Genomic DNA, 15,405 nt, shown 5'->3' with positions numbered 1-15,405 from the left:
GGAGCCGAGCGCCAGCGAGGCGCAGGCATGAGCGCCGAACGGGGCCGCAACCGCTACGTGATGGCCATCGACCAGGGCACGACGTCGAGCCGCTCCATCCTGTACGACGCTGCGGGACAACTGGTTTCGATCGCCCAGCGCGAGCACCGACAGCTGTATCCGGCGGCGGGCCGGGTCGAGCACGACGCCGCGGAGATCCGCCGCAATGTCGCGACGCTGGTCGATCGGGTGATCGCCAAGGCGGGCGTCGCCGCCGACCAGGTGGTGGCGATCGGCATCGCCAACCAGCGCGAGACGACGGTGCTGTGGGACAGGGAGACCGGCGCGCCTGTCGGCAACGCGATCGTCTGGCAGGACACCCGCACCGAGGAACTCGTCGCCCGGCTCGCGCGCAGGCCAGAGGCCGAGGAGGTGGTCCGGCGCTGCGGATTGCCGCTGCTGAGTTACTTCGCGGCCCCGCGCATCCGGTGGCTACTCGACCGCGACGAGCGGCTGCGCGAACGCGCCGAAAAGGGTTCGGTGCTGTTCGGCACGATGGACAGCTGGCTGATCTGGAACCTCACCGGCGGCCCGCGCGGCGGTGTGCACGTCACCGATGTCACCAACGCCGGGCGCACCATGTTGATGAACCTCGCCACCCTGGACTGGGACGACCGGCTACTCGACTTCTTCGGCATCCCGCGGGCGATGCTGCCCGAAATACGGTCCAACGCCGAGGTATACGGCCACACGGCGGCGGGCATCCCGATCGCGGCCGCGCTCGGCGACCAGCAGGCGGCGCTGTTCGGTCAGACCTGCTTCGCCGCGGGCGAGGCCAAATGCACCTACGGCACCGGCAGTTTCCTGCTCAGCAACACCGGGACCACGCCGGTGCGCTCCACGCACGGGCTGCTCACCACGGTGGCGTTCCGGATCGACGGCGAACCCGCCAGCTACGCGCTGGAAGGTTCGATGGCCGCCACCGGGACGCTGGTGCAGTGGCTGCGCGACCGGCTCGGGCTCATCGACGCCGCGCCCGAGATCGAAACGCTCGCAAGCACTGTCGAGGACAACGGCGGCTGCTACGTGGTGCCCGCGTTCTCCGGCCTGTTCGCGCCGCGCTGGCGATCCGAGGCCCGCGGCGTGATCGCGGGGCTCACCTCCTACATCACCAAGGGGCATCTGGCCCGCGCGGTGCTCGAGGCCACCGCGTGGCAGACCAGGGAGGTGGTCGACGCGATGAACGCCGACACCGGCTACGCCCTCACCGAACTGCGCGTCGACGGCGGCATGACCTCGAACAATCTGCTCATGCAACAGATCTCGGACGCGCTGGGCGTGCCGGTGGAGCGGCCGCTGTTCTCCGAGACGGTGTCCCTCGGCGCGGCATACGCGGCGGGTCTCGCCGTCGGGCTGTGGCCCGATATGACGGGTCTGCGCAGCAACCGCCGCACCGCGAGCCGGTGGCTGCCGACCATGCCGGACGAGCGCCGAGATCGGGAGTACCGCCGCTGGTCGCGGGCCGCCGAACTCACCTACAACTGGAACGAACCTGGCGAGTCGTGAACCGCGCGCGTGGCGCGACGGCGCGTCGGTGGGACGTTCGCCGTACCGGCGCTACGGTGCTGGAAGCACAAGGCTCGACTACATCCGGTACATCGCGTCGCCGCATCGGCGCCCACCGAGGAGGGGCAGTTGCTCACCGTCCAGATACTCGCCGTGCTCGCGGCGCTGCTGCACGGCTACATCTTCGTGCTCGAATCGCTGCGATTCGCCGAGCCGAAGGTGTACGCGGGGACGTTCTACGTCGAGCGCGAGGATCTGGGGGCCGTCCAGCCCTGGGCCTTCAACCAGGGCTGGTACAACCTGTTCCTCGCGATCGGCACGTTGATCGGCGCGCTGCTGCTGCCCACGCTCCCGCAGGCGGGCTGGGCGCTGCTGCTGATCGGTTGCGGTTCGATGATCGCCGCGGCGGGCGTCTTGGTGGCGAACGACCGGCGTTTCGTCAAAGCCGCCCTGATCCAGGGGACGCTGCCCGCGCTCACGCTGATCGCGGGCCTCATCACCCAGCTCTGAACGCGGGGAGGGTCGCCGAAGCGGCCCTCCCCCACCCGGTTACGGGTTCAGATGAACCGGCAGGCGGCGGTGGCCGTTGGAGATGAAGCTGGGCACCGAGCCCAGTTCCCCCGGCTCGGCGGCCAGTTCCATCTTCGGGAACCGCGCGAAGATCGCGGGCAGCGAGACGGCGGCCTCCATGCGGGCCAGCGGAGCGCCCAGGCAGTGGTGCGCGCCGTAACCGAAGGCGAGGTGCTCCTTGGTGGCGCGGTGCACGTCGAATTCGTCGGCGGTGTCGCCGTGCAGCTTCGGATCCCGGTTGGCCGCCACGTAGGACGCCAGGATCGGCTCGCCCTTGGCGATCCGCGCACCGTCGAGTTCGATGTCGTCGACCGCGAAACGCAGCGGCAGGTGCGCGACCGGAGCCTCGAACCGCAGCGCCTCCTCGATCAGATCGCTCCACGCGGCCCGCTCCTCGACCACGTCGGCGCGCTGCTCCGGCCGGGTCAGCAGCGCGAAGATGGCCTGGTCGAGCAGGTTCACCGTGGTCTCGTGGCCCGCGCTGATGACGAGCAGCAGCGTGTCGATCAGCTCCTGCTCGGTGAGCTGGGCGCCGTCCTCCTCGTCGCGGTGCGAGATGAGCAGGCTGGTCATGTCGTCGCCGGGGTGCTCGCGCCGGTAGGCGACGAGTTCACCGAGGATCCGGTACATCTCCATGTAGTTGGCCTGCGACTGCTCGGGAGTGAGCGAGGTGTCGAAGATGCCGTCCACACAGGTGCGCAGTCCGGCGTTCAGCGCCTCCGGCACGCCCATCAGTTCCGAGATCACCTGGATCGGCAGCGGATACGCGAAACCCTCGCGCAGGTCCACCGGTTCACCGGCCGGGGCGGCGGCGAGCTCGTCGAGCAGCGCCGCGGTGATGGCCTCGATGCGCGGGCGCATGGCCTCGGTGCGGCGATGGGTGAACGCGGGCGCCACCAGTTTGCGTAGCCGCCGGTGGTCGGCGCCGTACGCGGTGAACATGTTGTTCACGGCGACCCATAGGAACAACGGCCAGTCCTGCGGGATCTCGCCGTTGATGAACGGGGGCCAGTGCTGGCGCGCGTCCTTGGACACTCGGGGGTCGACGAGCAGCTTCTTCAACAGTTCGGCATCGGTCACCGACCACGCCCGCACACCACCGGGCAACTCGACGAGCACGACCGGCCCGCGGGCACGGATACGCGCGGACTCACCCTGGATATCGGCGCCGGTGGGATCGAGGACAAGGGGCTGACTGTCCATCGGGGCACTCTCCTTAATACAGGTTCAGCGGAGGGGATTTCGGGAAGGTGACCGGAAGGGACACCAGAGCTCGATGGAAAGGCCCAGGGCGGTAGGTCAACTGATCGACGGGCACCGCGAGCCGCATCTCGGGCAGCGCGTCGAGCAGCTGGTCGATCGCGTCCTGCGCGATCAGATAGGCCGCCGACTTCGCCGGGCAGGCGTGCGGACCCGCGCTCCACGCCAGATGCGAACGGTTGTCGGTGTAGTCGCCCGCGTCGATCGCCGGATCGTTGTTGCACGCCGACATGCTGATCACCACCGGCTGGTGCGCGGGCAGCCAGGCGCCGTCGATCAGGATGGGCTGCTTCGGATACGAGACGCAGTAGTTGGCCATCGGCGGGTCGGTGAACAGCACCTCGTCCAGCGCGTCGCGGGTGGACAGGCTGCCGCCCAACAGGTTTCCGGCGAAGCGGTCGTCGGTGAGCATGAGCAGCAGCGTGTTCACGATCAGGTTTTGCTCCGGCTCGATGCCCGCGCCGTAGAGGGTGACCAGCTGGTGGATCATCTCCACGTCGTCGAGTCCGGCCGCGTGGCCGAGCAGCCGGGAGACGATGTCGTCGCCGGGCTCGTTTCGTTTGCGGGTGGTCAGCTCGAGCAGGGCGTCGGTGAGCATGGCGTTGCCCTTGTCCGCGTTCACGCCCTCGAAGATGGCGGCCATGCCGGTGGCCACCTGCTGGCCGATATCGGCCGGGCAGCCGAGCATCTCGTTGAGCACGGCGAACGCGAGCGGGAAGGCGTACTGGCTGATCAGGTCCGCCGCCCCGTCGGCGCAGAAGGCGTTGATCAGCGGGACGGCGACCCGCTCGATCGTGGCGTGCATGGCGTGCAGATCCACCTCGGCGATCGCCGCGAGGTTGGCCTGCCGGTAGCGCGTGTGCTCGAGACCGGCGCTGCGCAGCGCGTTGGGGCGCCATTCCAGCATCGGCAGGATCGGGCATTCGCCGGGAACGTTCTGCTGCCAGGCCCGCGGATCGGCCGGAAAGTGCTCGGGATCGTTGAGGATTCGCAGCGCGGTGTGGTACCCGATCACCAGGGTGGCCGGGATGCCGGGCGCCAGATCGACCGGCGCGAGCGAGCCGAACTGCCGGCGCATCTGCCGGTAGACGCGGTGCGGGTCGGCGGCGAACTCCTCGGTGTACAGCGGCACCCGCGGGCCGTCGGTGTCGATCGGCGAACCGTGCGGAACGGGGCAGACACCCGCGGGCGCCGTGTGCGGAGGCATTGTCAAAGTCGGGACTCCAGACGGTGGAACAGGAATTCGACGAGTGTGATGAGCGATTGCAGACACGTGCCTCGATGCCGCGCGTCCAACGTGGTCAGTGGTGTGCCCTCGGCGAGATCCAACGCGTCGCGGACCTCGTCGAGGGGGTACTGCTTGGCGCCCTCGAACTGGTTGACCGCCACCGAATACGGCACGCCGCGTTCCTCCAGCACCGAGAGCACCTCGTCGGCCTTCTCGATGCGCCGGGTGTCGACCAGCACCAGGGCGCCGAGCGCGCCGCGGGCCAGCTCCTCCCACAGCGGCACGAAGCGCTGCTGACCCGGTGTACCGAAAAGATACAGTGCCAGTTGCGGATTCAGCGTGATACGGCCGAAGTCCATCGCGACGGTGGTCTGCGTCTTGCCGGGCAGACCGGCCATGTCGTCGACGCCGATGCTCGCCTCGGTGATGGTCTCCTCGGTACGCAGCGGCTTGATCTCCGAGATGCTGCTGACGAAGGTCGTCTTGCCGACACCGAAATTGCCTGCCACCAGCAATTTGACCGATCGGGTCACGGTCTCCGGCACATAGTCGACGACTCGTTCAGGCCGAGAGAGCGCGGAGCCCATTCAGTACCTCCTCCAAAAGGGCTATCTCCGGCAGGTTCTCGGCCGGGGTTGGCGTGGTGAGATGGCCGCCGTCCATGAGATCCGATACGACGATCTTCACCACGGACGGCGGCAGGTCCAGATAGGCCGCGATCTCGGCGATGGACAGCACGCCGCGACCGCTGCACAGGTTCATCACGCGGCGTGCGTCCGGGCTCGCGCCGGGCGCGGGAGCCAGCGCCGCGACGACGAGCGTGACCAGATCCAGTTCGCGAGTGGCACGCGAACGCCCGCCGGTGCGCACATAAGCCCGAACCAGGTCGGGGTCGCGGCGGGACCTGGTCATGACAGGCCGCTGTCTGTCCTCTGCCGCGATTGGCTGCCGAGTTCGTGCCCGACGCGCCCGGCCAGTTCGTTCATCCGGTGCGCGATGAGGCTGACGTCGATGTCCGCGGTGGTCGAGACGCCGAGCAGGGCGCCCTCCCCGGCGGCGGTGATGAAGATCATCCCGTCGTCGTATTCGGTCATGTTCTGACGTAGGCCCGTTTCCGGTCCGCCGCAGAACTCGCCTAGCGCCTTGCCCAGAGACCGCAGGCCGGAGGCGGCCGCGGCGAAGCGTTCGGCGTCGTCGCGGGCGATGCCCTTCGAGTGCGCGATCCGCAGCCCGTCATCGGACAGCAATACCGCGAACCGGACGCCTGGAATGCTGAGATCCTCGAGTAGCCAGCCGAGCTTGTTGCTGCTGTCGGCCACGGTGGTAGTCGGTGTGCCCATCAAGGTGTCATCCCTTCCGTGTGTTCGGCGGCGGCGGCGCGGCCGCTCTTGGAACCTGTGTGCCATGCGGCGGCGATATCCGGCCTCGCGGGCTCGCCGGAAGTCCTTGCGCGCGTGCCGATCGCGGGCGCCACCTCGCGGCGGCGCCGCTTCGGCAGGCCGCCCTCGGTGATCTCGTGCACCGCGAACGCGCTGTCCTCCGGCTCCTTTTCGCGCGGCGCGGGCGCCGGTTGGGGCGCGGGTGCGGGCGCGGGAGCCTCGACCGGGGTGGCGGCCGTCGTCGTCTTGTCGCCCCCGCTCGGTGCGGCGAGCAGGGCCTCGGGGATGTACACCATCGCGCGCATGCCTCCGTAGGCGTTGGGCCCGTCGATGTAGACCGTGAACCCGTAGCGACGCGCGAGGGCGGCGACACCGGGGAAACCGACCTTCGGCGACGGACCGAGCTGGTGGATGTCGACCGGGCGCTCGTTGGCGAGCACCTGCCTGGCCTCCTCCATCTGCTCGGCGTTCATCCGCACGCCCGCGTCGTCGATGATGACGGTGACGCCGTGGTGTCCCTCCTGGAAGCTGACGTCCACGAAGGAGGTCGGCGGCGAGTAGCGCAGCGCGTTGTCGAGCAGGGTGGCCAGGGTGTGCACGAGCGGTTCCACCGCTCGGCTGACGACCACGCGGTCCAGCTGGGTGGTGCGCACCCGCAGGTAGTCGCGCACGCGGCCGGTGGCGCCGCCGACCACGTCGGTGAGCGACTGCGCGGGCCAGCGCCTGCCGGGCAGGCCGCCACAGACGATCACGTAGGACTGCGCCTGGCGGATCATCTGCTGGACGGTGTGGTCGATCCGGGTGAGCGTGGCGTAGACGTCGTCGTTGCGGTGCTGGCGCAGCGCGGCGCTGACCACCTGGCTGACGTCGGCGCCGAGGCTCACCACGGAGGTGCCGAAGGAGCGGACCGCGCCACTGGTCGCGTCGCGGGCGGCGGCTCCGACCTCGGCGCGCACCGCCTCCTCGGCGGCGTTGATCGCCTGCCTGGCGTGTGCCTCGGCGTCGACCATCGTCCGTTCCCTCGACTCGGACTGCACGAGGCGCAAGTCGTCGGCGTAGCGATCGCCGATCCACTGCAGGCACTGGGCCAGTCGCGAATTCTGCAGTCCCGTAGGCACTTCGATCGTGCTGGTCGGCGGCTCGTAGCGCCGGACGGCGTCGGTGATCGCCGGCATGGTCTGCCCGGCGAAACGCTCCAGCGCCTCGTCACGTTTGCGCTGGTCCTCCAGCAAAGACTCGGCTCTGGCCCGCTCTCGGCGCAGCGCGGCGATCGTGTACCCGACCGCGACGACAAGCACCGTGGCGAGGATCCATGGAAGTAGTACGGCGATATCCAGATTCATCAGTTCTCTCGTCGTTGACGGGATCGAGCCTCCCCCCGATGCACCGCCCCCGTTAAGGTCCCCGTCCGAACCCGCACCCTGCCACCACAGATCTCCGTCTTGTCTTTCCGAACGACACCGATCGTGTGACGCCTGATCGGATCCATTGCGCGTCGGAGGATCTGGCGCTCGCGGACAAGCACCACCGGAGGCTCACCGCTCACCTCACAGTGCCCGCAGCGCAGGCGATCAGCGAATCGATCACCGACCGACCGGAGCCAGTCCGACACGCCCAGAACCCGACGACTCGCCCACCCTAGCAGCATCACAGCGAAGTCACGACGGATCCTGATGACCGGCTTCGCAATTCGTAGCAAAATCCAAACGGGCACAGGAAAACCCAAGCAGCGCAGTTCATTGCGGCCGCCGAGAAGTGGCTGTTCGGAGTGAAATCGAACAGTCGGGCTGCCATTGTTCGCCGAATTCGCAACGGTGCCAGGGAACCGCTCCGCGACCGACGTCGCGGCGCGCACGGTCGGGCGCCGTGGCGGCTGCCGCCGGGCCGCCACCGGTGCCGAAGCCCGTCTGTCCAGCGGTTACGCTGGCTCCATGACGGCCGAGACGGATTCCACTTCCGCTGCGCGGGAAAGGATCCTCGCCGCCGCCTACTCGCTGTTCACTCGCCGCGGCATCCGGGATGTCGGCATCGACGAGGTGATCGCTCGCGCGGGCATCGCCAAGGCGACGCTCTACCGGCACTTCCGCACCAAGGACGATCTGGTGCTCGCCGTCCTGCGGCGCAGGGAGAAGCTGTGGACCTTCGGTTTCGTCGAGGAGCGTTCCCGACTACTCGGGCAGACTCCCGAAGAGCGGTTGCTCGCCATCTTCGATGTCTTCGACGAGTGGTTCAACGGCCCGGATTTCGACGCGTGCACGTTCATCAACGTGCTGCTGGAGATGGGCGCCGAGCATCCGGCTGGGCGCGCGAGCATCGAACACCTGGACAACATCCGCGGTGTGGTGCGGGCCCGCGCGCACAGCGCTGGTCTCCGCGAACCCGACGAGTTCGCCAGGTCATGGCACATCTTGATGAAGGGCTCGATCGTCTCCGCGGCGGAGGGCGATCGACAGGCCGCGCGCCGCGCTCGCGAGATGGCGCGCGCCCTGATCGCCGCCCACCGGCCGGGGCAGACCTCGACCTAGCTCTGGAGACCGGCCTCGATCTCCAGCGTGAGAGTCACCTTGTCGCCGATGACCGCGCCACCATCCGGCAGCGGCATATCGATGTCGAGGCCGAACTCGCGGCGGGAGACGACGGTCTTGGCCTCGAAGCCGGCGACCGGGCCGTTGCCCATGCCGGGGTTCACGCCGAGGAACTCCACGTTCAGCGAGACCGGCTTGGTGTTGCCGCGGATGGTGAACTCGCCGTCGACGACGAATTCCTCGCCGTTCACCCGGAATCCGGTCGACTTGAAAGTCATCAGCGGGAACTGCTCGGCGTGGAAGAAGTCGGCGGTGCGCAGGTGGGCGTCGCGCTGTTCGTTGTCGGTGGTCAGCGAGTTCACCCGGATCTCGGCCTCGGCCGACGCGGCGCCGTTCTCGCCGATGACGAGCTTGCCCTCGAAGTCGGTGAACCGGCCGCGGACCTTGCTCACCATCAGGTGGCGTACCGAGAAGCCGACGGTCGAGTGGGTGGGGTCGATGACCCAGGTGCCCGCGGTCAGTCCCTTGGCGATTGCGGTGGTCATGATGTTCTCCTTCGGTTGGTAGAAATTTCAACTAGTGCGGCGGTCGGGTGCGACGTCCTCGGCGTCACCCGGTGTTCTTGCGCACCCGGCCGGTGCGCGGCTTTCCTCCGGTCAGCCCGGCAGGCGTCCCGCGGTCACGAGACGGGCTCGGTCGCGGTGCGCGCGGCGAGCAGTGACGCGTGCGTCGGTGCGTCCGGCACGTGCGCGGGCTTGCGCGCGGCGAATTCCTTGCGCAGCACCGGAACCACCTCCTCGCCGAGCAGGTCCAGTTGCTCCAGAACGGTTTTCAGCGGCAGCCCGGCGTGGTCGATCAGGAACAGCTGGCGCTGATAGTCGCCGAAGTGCTCGCGGAAGGTCAGCGTCTTGTCGACGACCTGCTGCGGGCTGCCGACGGTGAGCGGGGTCTGTTCGGTGAACTCCTCCAGCGAGGGGCCGTGGCCGTAGACCGGCGCGTTGTCGAAGTACGGGCGGAATTCGCGCACCGCGTCCTGGGAGTTCTTGCGCATGAACACCTGTCCACCGAGACCGACGATGGCCTGGTCGGCGGCGCCGTGCCCGTAGTGCTCGTAGCGGCCGCGGTACAGCTCGATCAGCCGCTGGAAGTGCTCCTTCGGCCAGAAGATGTTGTTGGCGAAGAAGCCGTCGCCGTAGTAAGCGGCCTGTTCGGCGATCTCAGGACTGCGGATGGATCCGTGCCAGACGAACGGCGGCACGTCGTCGAGCGGGCGCGGGGTCGAGGTGAAGGACTGCAGCGGCGTGCGAAACTTGCCCTCCCAGTCCACCACGTCCTCGCGCCAGAGCCGGTGCAGCAGATGGTAGTTCTCGATGGCGAGCGCGATGCCGTCGCGAATGTCCTTGCCGAACCAGGGATACACGGGTCCGGTGTTGCCGCGGCCGAGCATCAGGTCGACGCGACCGTCGGCCAGGTGCTGCAGCATCGCGAAGTCTTCGGCGATCTTGACGGGATCGTTGGTGGTGATCAGCGTGGTCGCGGTGGACAGCTGGATGCGGTCGGTGCGCCCGGCGATGTAGCCGAGCATGGTGGTCGGCGAGGACGGCACGAACGGCGGGTTGTGGTGCTCGCCGGTCGCGAACACGTCCAGGCCCACTTCCTCGGCCTTCTGCGCGATCGTCACCATCGCCTTGATCCGCTCGGCCTCGCTGGGGGTGCGGCCGTTCGTGGGATCCGCGGTGACGTCACCGACGGTGAAGACTCCGAACTGCACGAGGCCTCCTCGGACTAATTGGTTGACTTGGCAACCATAGTAACTCCGCTGCGGCGTCGCCTATTCCGACGTGACAGGGCTCACAGATCGCCACCGCGATCGGAGTCAGGTCGAACCGCCGGTACCGGATACCATGCGCGGCATGGCAAAGCTCAAGGTCTCCGTCGACGTCCCGATCAGCCCGGAAGAGGCGTGGTCGCACACCTCCAACCTCGCCGAGCTGGACAAGTGGCTGACCATGCACGAGTCGTGGCGCGGCGAGGTGCCGGAGACGCTGACGGTGGGAACCGAGCTGGTCGGCGTCGCGTCGGTCAAGGGCATGCGCAACCGCGTGACGTGGAAGGTCAAGACCGCGGAGCCGCCGCGCAAGCTGGTGCTCAGCGGCGCGGGCAAGGGCGGCACCAAGTTCTCGCTGGGACTTCTGGTCGCCCCCAAGGGATCTGGATCCGAGGTGACCGTCGACATCGAACTCGGCGGGGCGCCGCTGTTCGGCCCGATCGGCTCGGGCGTGGCGCGCGCGGTGAAGGGCGACATCGAGCGCTCGCTGGACAAGTTCGTCGCGCTCTACGCGTAACCGCTGCCCGATCACGGCCGGAGCGAAACGATTCGGGTCCACGGCGTATTCGCCGCGGACCCGAATCTGTCGCCCTGACGCCGGACTCAGTGCACGAGCACCTTCGCGTCGGCGTCCTGGGTGTTCGCCGGTTTGGTCCGCGGCAGGAAGAACGCCGGGACCAGGGTCAGCACGATGAGGACCAGCGCGACGATGTAGGTGTCGCTGAACGCCTGCGCGGCCTGGTCCAGGCCGGTGGCGATGGCCTCCGGTCCGAGCTGCTGCGCGATGGCCGGATCGGAATTCGCGGCGATCGCCGGGCCCGCCAGGGTCTGGTCCTTCAGCAGGTTGGTCAGCACCACCGACATGGTCGCGGTGCCGATCGAGCCCGCGGTCTGGTTGATGATGTTCATCAGCGTCGAACCGCGCGCCACCTGCTGGTGGGTCAGCGTCTGGATGGCGGCGGTCATGATCGGCATCATGGTGCAGCCCATGCCGAGACCCATCACGAGCAGCGCCAGGCACATGATCACGTACGACGTGTCCGCCTCGAGCTGGGTGAAGAAGGCGGTGCCGACCGCGAGCAGCACGATGCCCATCATGACGATCTTGCCGGGACCGTACTTGTCGACGAACCGGCCCGCGATCGGCATGGTGAGCATGGCGCCGAGACCCTGCGGCGCGATCAGCAGACCCGCCGCGAGCGCCGACTCACCGCGCACCTGCTGCAGGTAGCTCGGCAGCAGCAGACCCGCGCCGAAGAAGGCGATGGCGAACAGCACCATGGTCAGCACCGAGGCGGTCAGCGCCTTGTTGCGGAACAGGTGCAGGTCGATGAGCGGATGCTTGGTGCGCAGCGCGTGGAAGACGAACGCCACCAACAGCACGAGGCCGATCGCGGCCGGAATCAGCACCTTCTTCGCGGTGACCGTGCCCGCCTCCGGAATCGTGGAGACGCCGTAGAGGAACAGCGCCAGACCCGGCGAGGCGAGCAGCATGCCGAGGAAGTCGAACGACTCCGAGGGCTCCGGCTCGTCGGCCGGGAACACGAGGTAGGCCAGCGCCAGCGCGACGATGCCGATCGGCAGGTTGATCAGGAAGATCCAGTGCCAGCTGAACGCGTCGATCAGCCAGCCGCCGAGGATCGGGCCGCCGATCGGGCCGAGCAGCATCGGCACGCCGAGCACCGCCATCACCCGACCGACCCGCTGCGGGCCCGCCGCGTGGGTCATGATCGTCATGCCGAGCGGCATCAGCATGCCGCCGCCGATGCCCTGGATGACGCGGAAGGCGATCAGCGACTCGATGTTCCACGCCGTACTGCACAGCAGCGAACCGAGCACGAAGAACGTCAGCGCGGCCATGTAGAGGCGTTTGGTGCCGAACCGGTCCGCCGCCCATCCGGTGAGCGGGATGACGGTGGCGAGTGCCAGGGTGTAGCCGGTCATGGTCCACGCGGCGATCGCGTAGCTGGTGCCGAACTCGATCTGGAAGGTAGGCAGCGCGACGGTCACGACGGTGATGTCGAGGATCGACATGATCGCGCCGAGCACGACCACGCCCGCCACCTTGAACACGGCGGCGTCCAATGTGTCCGAGGACGGATCTTGTCCCGCCGCCTGAATATCCGGAGGTTGTGTCACCGGTTAAGAGTGACACTTTCTCGCCCGAAGAACCAGACGATTTCACTCGCGTCGCGGGACCGAAATCGCCGCGACGTGAGTAGTGCGGACGCGGTTTTGGCGTAGTCGCCTACGCGTGGCGCGCAGGGCGCACCGGCGGAGACTTCTAATCGCACGCCCTCCGGGGAGCGCGAATTCCAATCTTTCGATTCAGGGGCCCGACATGCCGCGCAGTCTTCGTTTCACCGACCCACCCAGCACTCCCGAGCAACTCGCCGCGACGCCGCCCGATCGCGAGGCCGAGCCCGCGGACGGCCTCGTCTTCGAGACGACTGTCGACGTCCCGGCCGACGGCGCCGACATCGAGCAATCCTCGGTCGTCGTCCGCGGCTTCGACGCGGGCGCCCCGACGGAGCAACCCGCGACCGAGGTCCGAATCAGCTACCGGCCGAGCCGGATCGGCGCCCGTGCCATCCCGCCCGCGGTGCCCGCGGAGCGAGTCGATCCCCCGGACGCCGAGATCGTGGCGCGCGAAGAAAAGCGCCTGGAACGCGAACTCGACGGCAAGGTCGCGACGCCCGAACAGCTCGCCGACCTGGAATCGGCCATCGCACGCGCCACCGCCGAGTTGCCGCGCGTCAGCACCGACGCCGGGGTGCCCAAGCACCTTGCGGTGCGCTCGGTTCCCGAGCCGATGCCCGAGGAGGTGCGGGCGACCCGCTTCCCCACCGCCCCGGCGAACCCGTCGCTCGACGCGCCCCGTCCGACGACGGTCTTCCTCCCCGAGAACCGCCAGGTGCTGTGGGACACCGCCTACCCGTGGGGCTGCAACGGCCGGGTGACCACCGGTAACGGTGCCGGTTCCGGCGTCATGGTCGGTCCGAGGCACCTGCTGACCGTTTCGCACGTGATGGTCTGGAACAACGACGGATCGGTGGGCTGGCTGGAGTTCGTGCCCGCGTTCTTCGATCGCGAGCCCGGGCCGTTCGGCAAGGCGCACGCGATCCGGACCTACTACCACCGCAAAGTCACCGGCGGTCTCGACGAGGACGAGCGGCGCCACGACTACGTCGTGGTCGTGCTGAACTGGCGGATCGGTGACCGGACCGGGTGGCTGGGGTCCAAGTCGTACACCGACGCGTGGGACGGCCAGACATGGTGGAGCCACGTCGGCTATCCCGCCGACTTCGGCGGGCTGCGCCCCACCTGGCAGAGCAGCATTTCCCTCGACGGCCACAACTCGCAGGCCGACTCGAACCAGGAGATGCACCACTGGGGCGATGTCGCGGTCGGCCAGTCCGGCGGCCCGTTCTTCGCCTGGTGGGACGGGGTTCCGCACGCCGTCGCCGTGCAGAGCTCGCACGACAGCGGACGCAACTACGCGAGCGGAGGTTCCTACATCCCGAACCTGATCAACCGTGCTCGTACCGAATTCCCCTGACAAGCAGTCCTTTTAGCAACGAAGGGAAACGATCGTGACCACACGCCGCAACTGCATCATCCCGCCCTATCTGCTGGATCTTCTGCTCCAGAGCCCGAATCCCGACGTCCGCGGCGCCGCGATCGAAACCCTCGTCTCGGACACGCGCATGCGTACCGAGCGTCGCCTGACCGCGGTGTTGCCCCTCGCGGCTCCGCCCACCGACGCCGCCCGTACCGTCTTCGACTGCCGTTCGTCCCGCAATCTCGCCGCGGCCCGCCAGGTCCGCGGCGAATCCGGCGCGGCGGTCGCCGACGCGTCGGTGAACCGAGCCTTCGACGGTCTCGGCACGACGCGCTCGTTCTTCTCCGAAGTGCTGCAACGTAAGTCGATCGACGACCGCGGCATGCAGCTGCACGGCTACGTGCACTACGGTCGCCGATACAACAACGCGCTGTGGGACGGCAGCCGGATGATCTTCGGCGACGGCGACGACCGGGTGTTCACCGATTTCACCAAGTCGCTCGATGTGATCGCCCACGAACTCGCGCACGGCGTCACCCAGTTCACCGCGGATCTCGTCTACGAGAGCCAGCCCGGTGCGCTCAACGAGTCGATGTCCGACGTGTTCGGCTCGCTGGTGAAGCAGTGGAACGCGAAACAGACCGCCGACCGAGCGGATTGGCTGATCGGCGCGGACGTCTTCACCCCCGCTGTCGCGGCCGACGCGTTGCGCTCCATGAAAGCGCCGGGCACGGCGTGGAACGAAGCGTTGTTCGGCAAGGATCCGCAGCCGGGCCACATGGACGACTACGCCGATCTGCCCGTCTCCGAGGACGGTGACTGGGGAGGCGTGCACATCAACTCCGGGATCCCCAACAAGGCGTTCTACCTGGCCGCCGTCGAAATCGGCGGCTACGCGTGGGAGGCGCCGGGGCACATCTGGTACGAAGCGTTGCGGAACGCCCACGGCCGGACGGAATTCCAGGAGTTCGCCGAGCTGGCCGTAGCCGGGGCCGGGCGCCTGTGCGGCGCGGGCAGCAGGGAGCAGGATGCGGTGCGGTCCGCGTGGGCGCAGGTCGGGGTCGACGTCGCGGAGCGCCGGGACGTGGGCAACGGCGCGGCGGTGGATCAGATCGCCGATCTGACAGCGCAGATCAAGCAGCTGTGCGACCGGGTCGACCTGATCTCCCACGAGCGGCGCTGATCGGGCGTGGTTGCCGTGAAAGTCACGCTGACCACGTCGGGTGGGCACGTCCCCGGCCTGCCCGCCCGGCCGACGATCGTCGACTCCGCCGCGCTCGCGGCGGCCGACGCCGATCGGCTGGCGCGTGCCGTCGCGGCGGCGGTCAGCGCGGACGACACCGCACTGCGGACGTTTCGCGCACCCGATGCCGCGACCTATCGCCTGACGATCGAAACCGCTGACGGCACCGATGTTCTGGTCGGCTCCGACGGTGCGCTGAGCCCGGCGCTCGCCGAGTTGCTCGATGTGGTCGAGCAACTCGGCGAGCCCTCCTGACCCACATACG

General features: G+C 68.4%; 16 protein-coding genes. 7 read left to right on the top strand and 9 right to left on the bottom strand.

Features of this window, described 5'->3' with window-relative positions; genetic code table 11:
• Positions 1 to 27 precede the first annotated feature (27 nt).
• Positions 28 to 1,545, top strand: a complete 1,518-nt coding sequence (gene glpK, locus T333_RS21065) for a glycerol kinase GlpK (RefSeq protein WP_357249999.1) — start codon at positions 28 to 30, stop codon at positions 1,543 to 1,545.
• A gap of 129 nt (positions 1,546 to 1,674) precedes the next feature.
• Positions 1,675 to 2,055: a DUF1304 domain-containing protein gene (locus T333_RS21060; RefSeq protein WP_357250002.1), complete on the top strand. Its 381-nt coding sequence runs from the start codon at positions 1,675 to 1,677 to the stop codon at positions 2,053 to 2,055.
• A 39-nt stretch (positions 2,056 to 2,094) separates the two neighbouring features.
• Here the strand turns inward: T333_RS21060 and T333_RS21055 are convergent, their stop codons facing one another.
• From T333_RS21055 to T333_RS21030, 6 genes are read right to left on the bottom strand one after another with little or no spacing between them, the layout of a single operon-like run.
• On the bottom strand, positions 2,095 to 3,318 hold the full coding sequence (locus T333_RS21055) for a cytochrome P450 family protein (protein WP_355002961.1): 1,224 nt from the start codon (positions 3,316 to 3,318) through the stop codon (positions 2,095 to 2,097).
• Between the two features lie 13 nt (positions 3,319 to 3,331).
• Entirely contained in the window at positions 3,332 to 4,582 is a 1,251-nt protein-coding gene (locus T333_RS21050) for a cytochrome P450 (RefSeq protein WP_355002962.1), read from the bottom strand.
• A gap of 2 nt (positions 4,583 to 4,584) precedes the next feature.
• On the bottom strand, positions 4,585 to 5,190 hold the full coding sequence (locus T333_RS21045; RefSeq protein WP_355002963.1) for a GTP-binding protein: 606 nt from the start codon (positions 5,188 to 5,190) through the stop codon (positions 4,585 to 4,587).
• The gene (locus tag T333_RS21040) at positions 5,165 to 5,515 is read right to left on the bottom strand and encodes a DUF742 domain-containing protein (RefSeq protein ID WP_355002964.1); all 351 of its coding nucleotides are present in this window, start codon (positions 5,513 to 5,515) and stop codon (positions 5,165 to 5,167) included. The genes T333_RS21045 and T333_RS21040 overlap by 26 nt, the downstream gene beginning before the upstream one ends.
• Positions 5,512 to 5,943 carry a roadblock/LC7 domain-containing protein gene (locus tag T333_RS21035; protein ID WP_355002965.1) on the bottom strand — a complete coding sequence of 144 codons (432 nt, stop codon included), beginning with the start codon at positions 5,941 to 5,943 and terminating at the stop codon, positions 5,512 to 5,514. Before T333_RS21035 ends, T333_RS21040 begins: the two co-directional genes overlap by 4 nt.
• Entirely contained in the window at positions 5,943 to 7,325 is a 1,383-nt protein-coding gene (locus T333_RS21030) for an ATP-binding protein (protein ID WP_496425556.1), read from the bottom strand. Before T333_RS21030 ends, T333_RS21035 begins: the two co-directional genes overlap by 1 nt.
• Positions 7,326 to 7,913: 588 nt before the next feature.
• Between T333_RS21030 and T333_RS21025 the strand changes: the two genes are divergently transcribed.
• Positions 7,914 to 8,507: a TetR/AcrR family transcriptional regulator gene (locus tag T333_RS21025; protein WP_496425555.1), complete on the top strand. Its 594-nt coding sequence runs from the start codon at positions 7,914 to 7,916 to the stop codon at positions 8,505 to 8,507.
• Here T333_RS21025 and T333_RS21020 read toward each other — a convergent pair.
• Together T333_RS21020 and T333_RS21015 are read right to left on the bottom strand one after the other, a co-directional pair.
• Positions 8,504 to 9,052 carry a YceI family protein gene (locus T333_RS21020; RefSeq protein ID WP_496425554.1) on the bottom strand — a complete coding sequence of 183 codons (549 nt, stop codon included), beginning with the start codon at positions 9,050 to 9,052 and terminating at the stop codon, positions 8,504 to 8,506. The two genes, T333_RS21025 and T333_RS21020, sit on opposite strands and share 4 nt — an antisense overlap.
• Before the next feature lie 134 nt (positions 9,053 to 9,186).
• On the bottom strand, positions 9,187 to 10,278 hold the full coding sequence (locus T333_RS21015; protein WP_496425553.1) for an LLM class flavin-dependent oxidoreductase: 1,092 nt from the start codon (positions 10,276 to 10,278) through the stop codon (positions 9,187 to 9,189).
• A 142-nt stretch (positions 10,279 to 10,420) separates the two neighbouring features.
• Here T333_RS21015 and T333_RS21010 point away from each other — a divergent pair, with 142 nt between their 5' ends.
• Positions 10,421 to 10,852, top strand: coding sequence for a type II toxin-antitoxin system Rv0910 family toxin (locus T333_RS21010; RefSeq protein ID WP_355002970.1), 432 nt, complete (start codon positions 10,421 to 10,423; stop codon positions 10,850 to 10,852).
• 86 nt (positions 10,853 to 10,938) lie between these two features.
• Here T333_RS21010 and T333_RS21005 read toward each other — a convergent pair whose 3' ends face one another.
• A complete protein-coding gene (locus tag T333_RS21005) occupies positions 10,939 to 12,474 on the bottom strand; it encodes a DHA2 family efflux MFS transporter permease subunit (RefSeq protein WP_496425552.1) in 1,536 nt (511 codons plus the stop codon).
• A 202-nt stretch (positions 12,475 to 12,676) separates the two neighbouring features.
• On the opposite strand from T333_RS21005, the gene T333_RS21000 reads away from it, so the two are divergent.
• Genes T333_RS21000 through T333_RS20990 form a run of 3 tightly spaced genes read left to right on the top strand, consistent with a single transcriptional unit; the run spans position 12,677 to position 15,395 of the window.
• Positions 12,677 to 13,894, top strand: coding sequence for a trypsin-like serine peptidase (locus T333_RS21000; RefSeq protein WP_355002972.1), 1,218 nt, complete (start codon positions 12,677 to 12,679; stop codon positions 13,892 to 13,894).
• Positions 13,895 to 13,928: 34 nt separating this feature from the next.
• Positions 13,929 to 15,080 (top strand): M4 family metallopeptidase, encoded by a 1,152-nt coding sequence (locus tag T333_RS20995; RefSeq protein WP_357250027.1) that lies wholly within the window; start codon positions 13,929 to 13,931, stop codon positions 15,078 to 15,080.
• Positions 15,081 to 15,086: 6 nt separating this feature from the next.
• The gene (locus T333_RS20990) at positions 15,087 to 15,395 is read left to right on the top strand and encodes a protealysin inhibitor emfourin (protein ID WP_355002974.1); all 309 of its coding nucleotides are present in this window, start codon (positions 15,087 to 15,089) and stop codon (positions 15,393 to 15,395) included.
• Positions 15,396 to 15,405 lie beyond the last annotated feature (10 nt).

The sequence above is a fragment of the Nocardia sp. CNS-044 genome (assembly GCF_059570515.1).
Note: the sequence above shows the minus strand (reverse complement) of the source record. Positions and strands in the feature narration are given on the sequence as shown.

Coding starts and splice junctions, on each gene's coding strand:
- glpK (WP_357249999.1), top strand. CDS start 28: ATGAGCGCCGAACGGGGCCGCAACCGCTACGTGATGGCCATCGACCAG.
- T333_RS21055 (WP_355002961.1), bottom strand. CDS start 3,318: ATGGACAGTCAGCCCCTTGTCCTCGATCCCACCGGCGCCGATATCCAG.
- T333_RS21050 (WP_355002962.1), bottom strand. CDS start 4,582: ATGCCTCCGCACACGGCGCCCGCGGGTGTCTGCCCCGTTCCGCACGGT.
- T333_RS21045 (WP_355002963.1), bottom strand. CDS start 5,190: ATGGGCTCCGCGCTCTCTCGGCCTGAACGAGTCGTCGACTATGTGCCG.
- T333_RS21040 (WP_355002964.1), bottom strand. CDS start 5,515: ATGACCAGGTCCCGCCGCGACCCCGACCTGGTTCGGGCTTATGTGCGC.
- T333_RS21035 (WP_355002965.1), bottom strand. CDS start 5,943: ATGGGCACACCGACTACCACCGTGGCCGACAGCAGCAACAAGCTCGGC.
- T333_RS21030 (WP_496425556.1), bottom strand. CDS start 7,325: ATGAATCTGGATATCGCCGTACTACTTCCATGGATCCTCGCCACGGTG.
- T333_RS21025 (WP_496425555.1), top strand. CDS start 7,914: ATGACGGCCGAGACGGATTCCACTTCCGCTGCGCGGGAAAGGATCCTC.
- T333_RS21020 (WP_496425554.1), bottom strand. CDS start 9,052: ATGACCACCGCAATCGCCAAGGGACTGACCGCGGGCACCTGGGTCATC.
- T333_RS21010 (WP_355002970.1), top strand. CDS start 10,421: ATGGCAAAGCTCAAGGTCTCCGTCGACGTCCCGATCAGCCCGGAAGAG.
- T333_RS21000 (WP_355002972.1), top strand. CDS start 12,677: ATGCCGCGCAGTCTTCGTTTCACCGACCCACCCAGCACTCCCGAGCAA.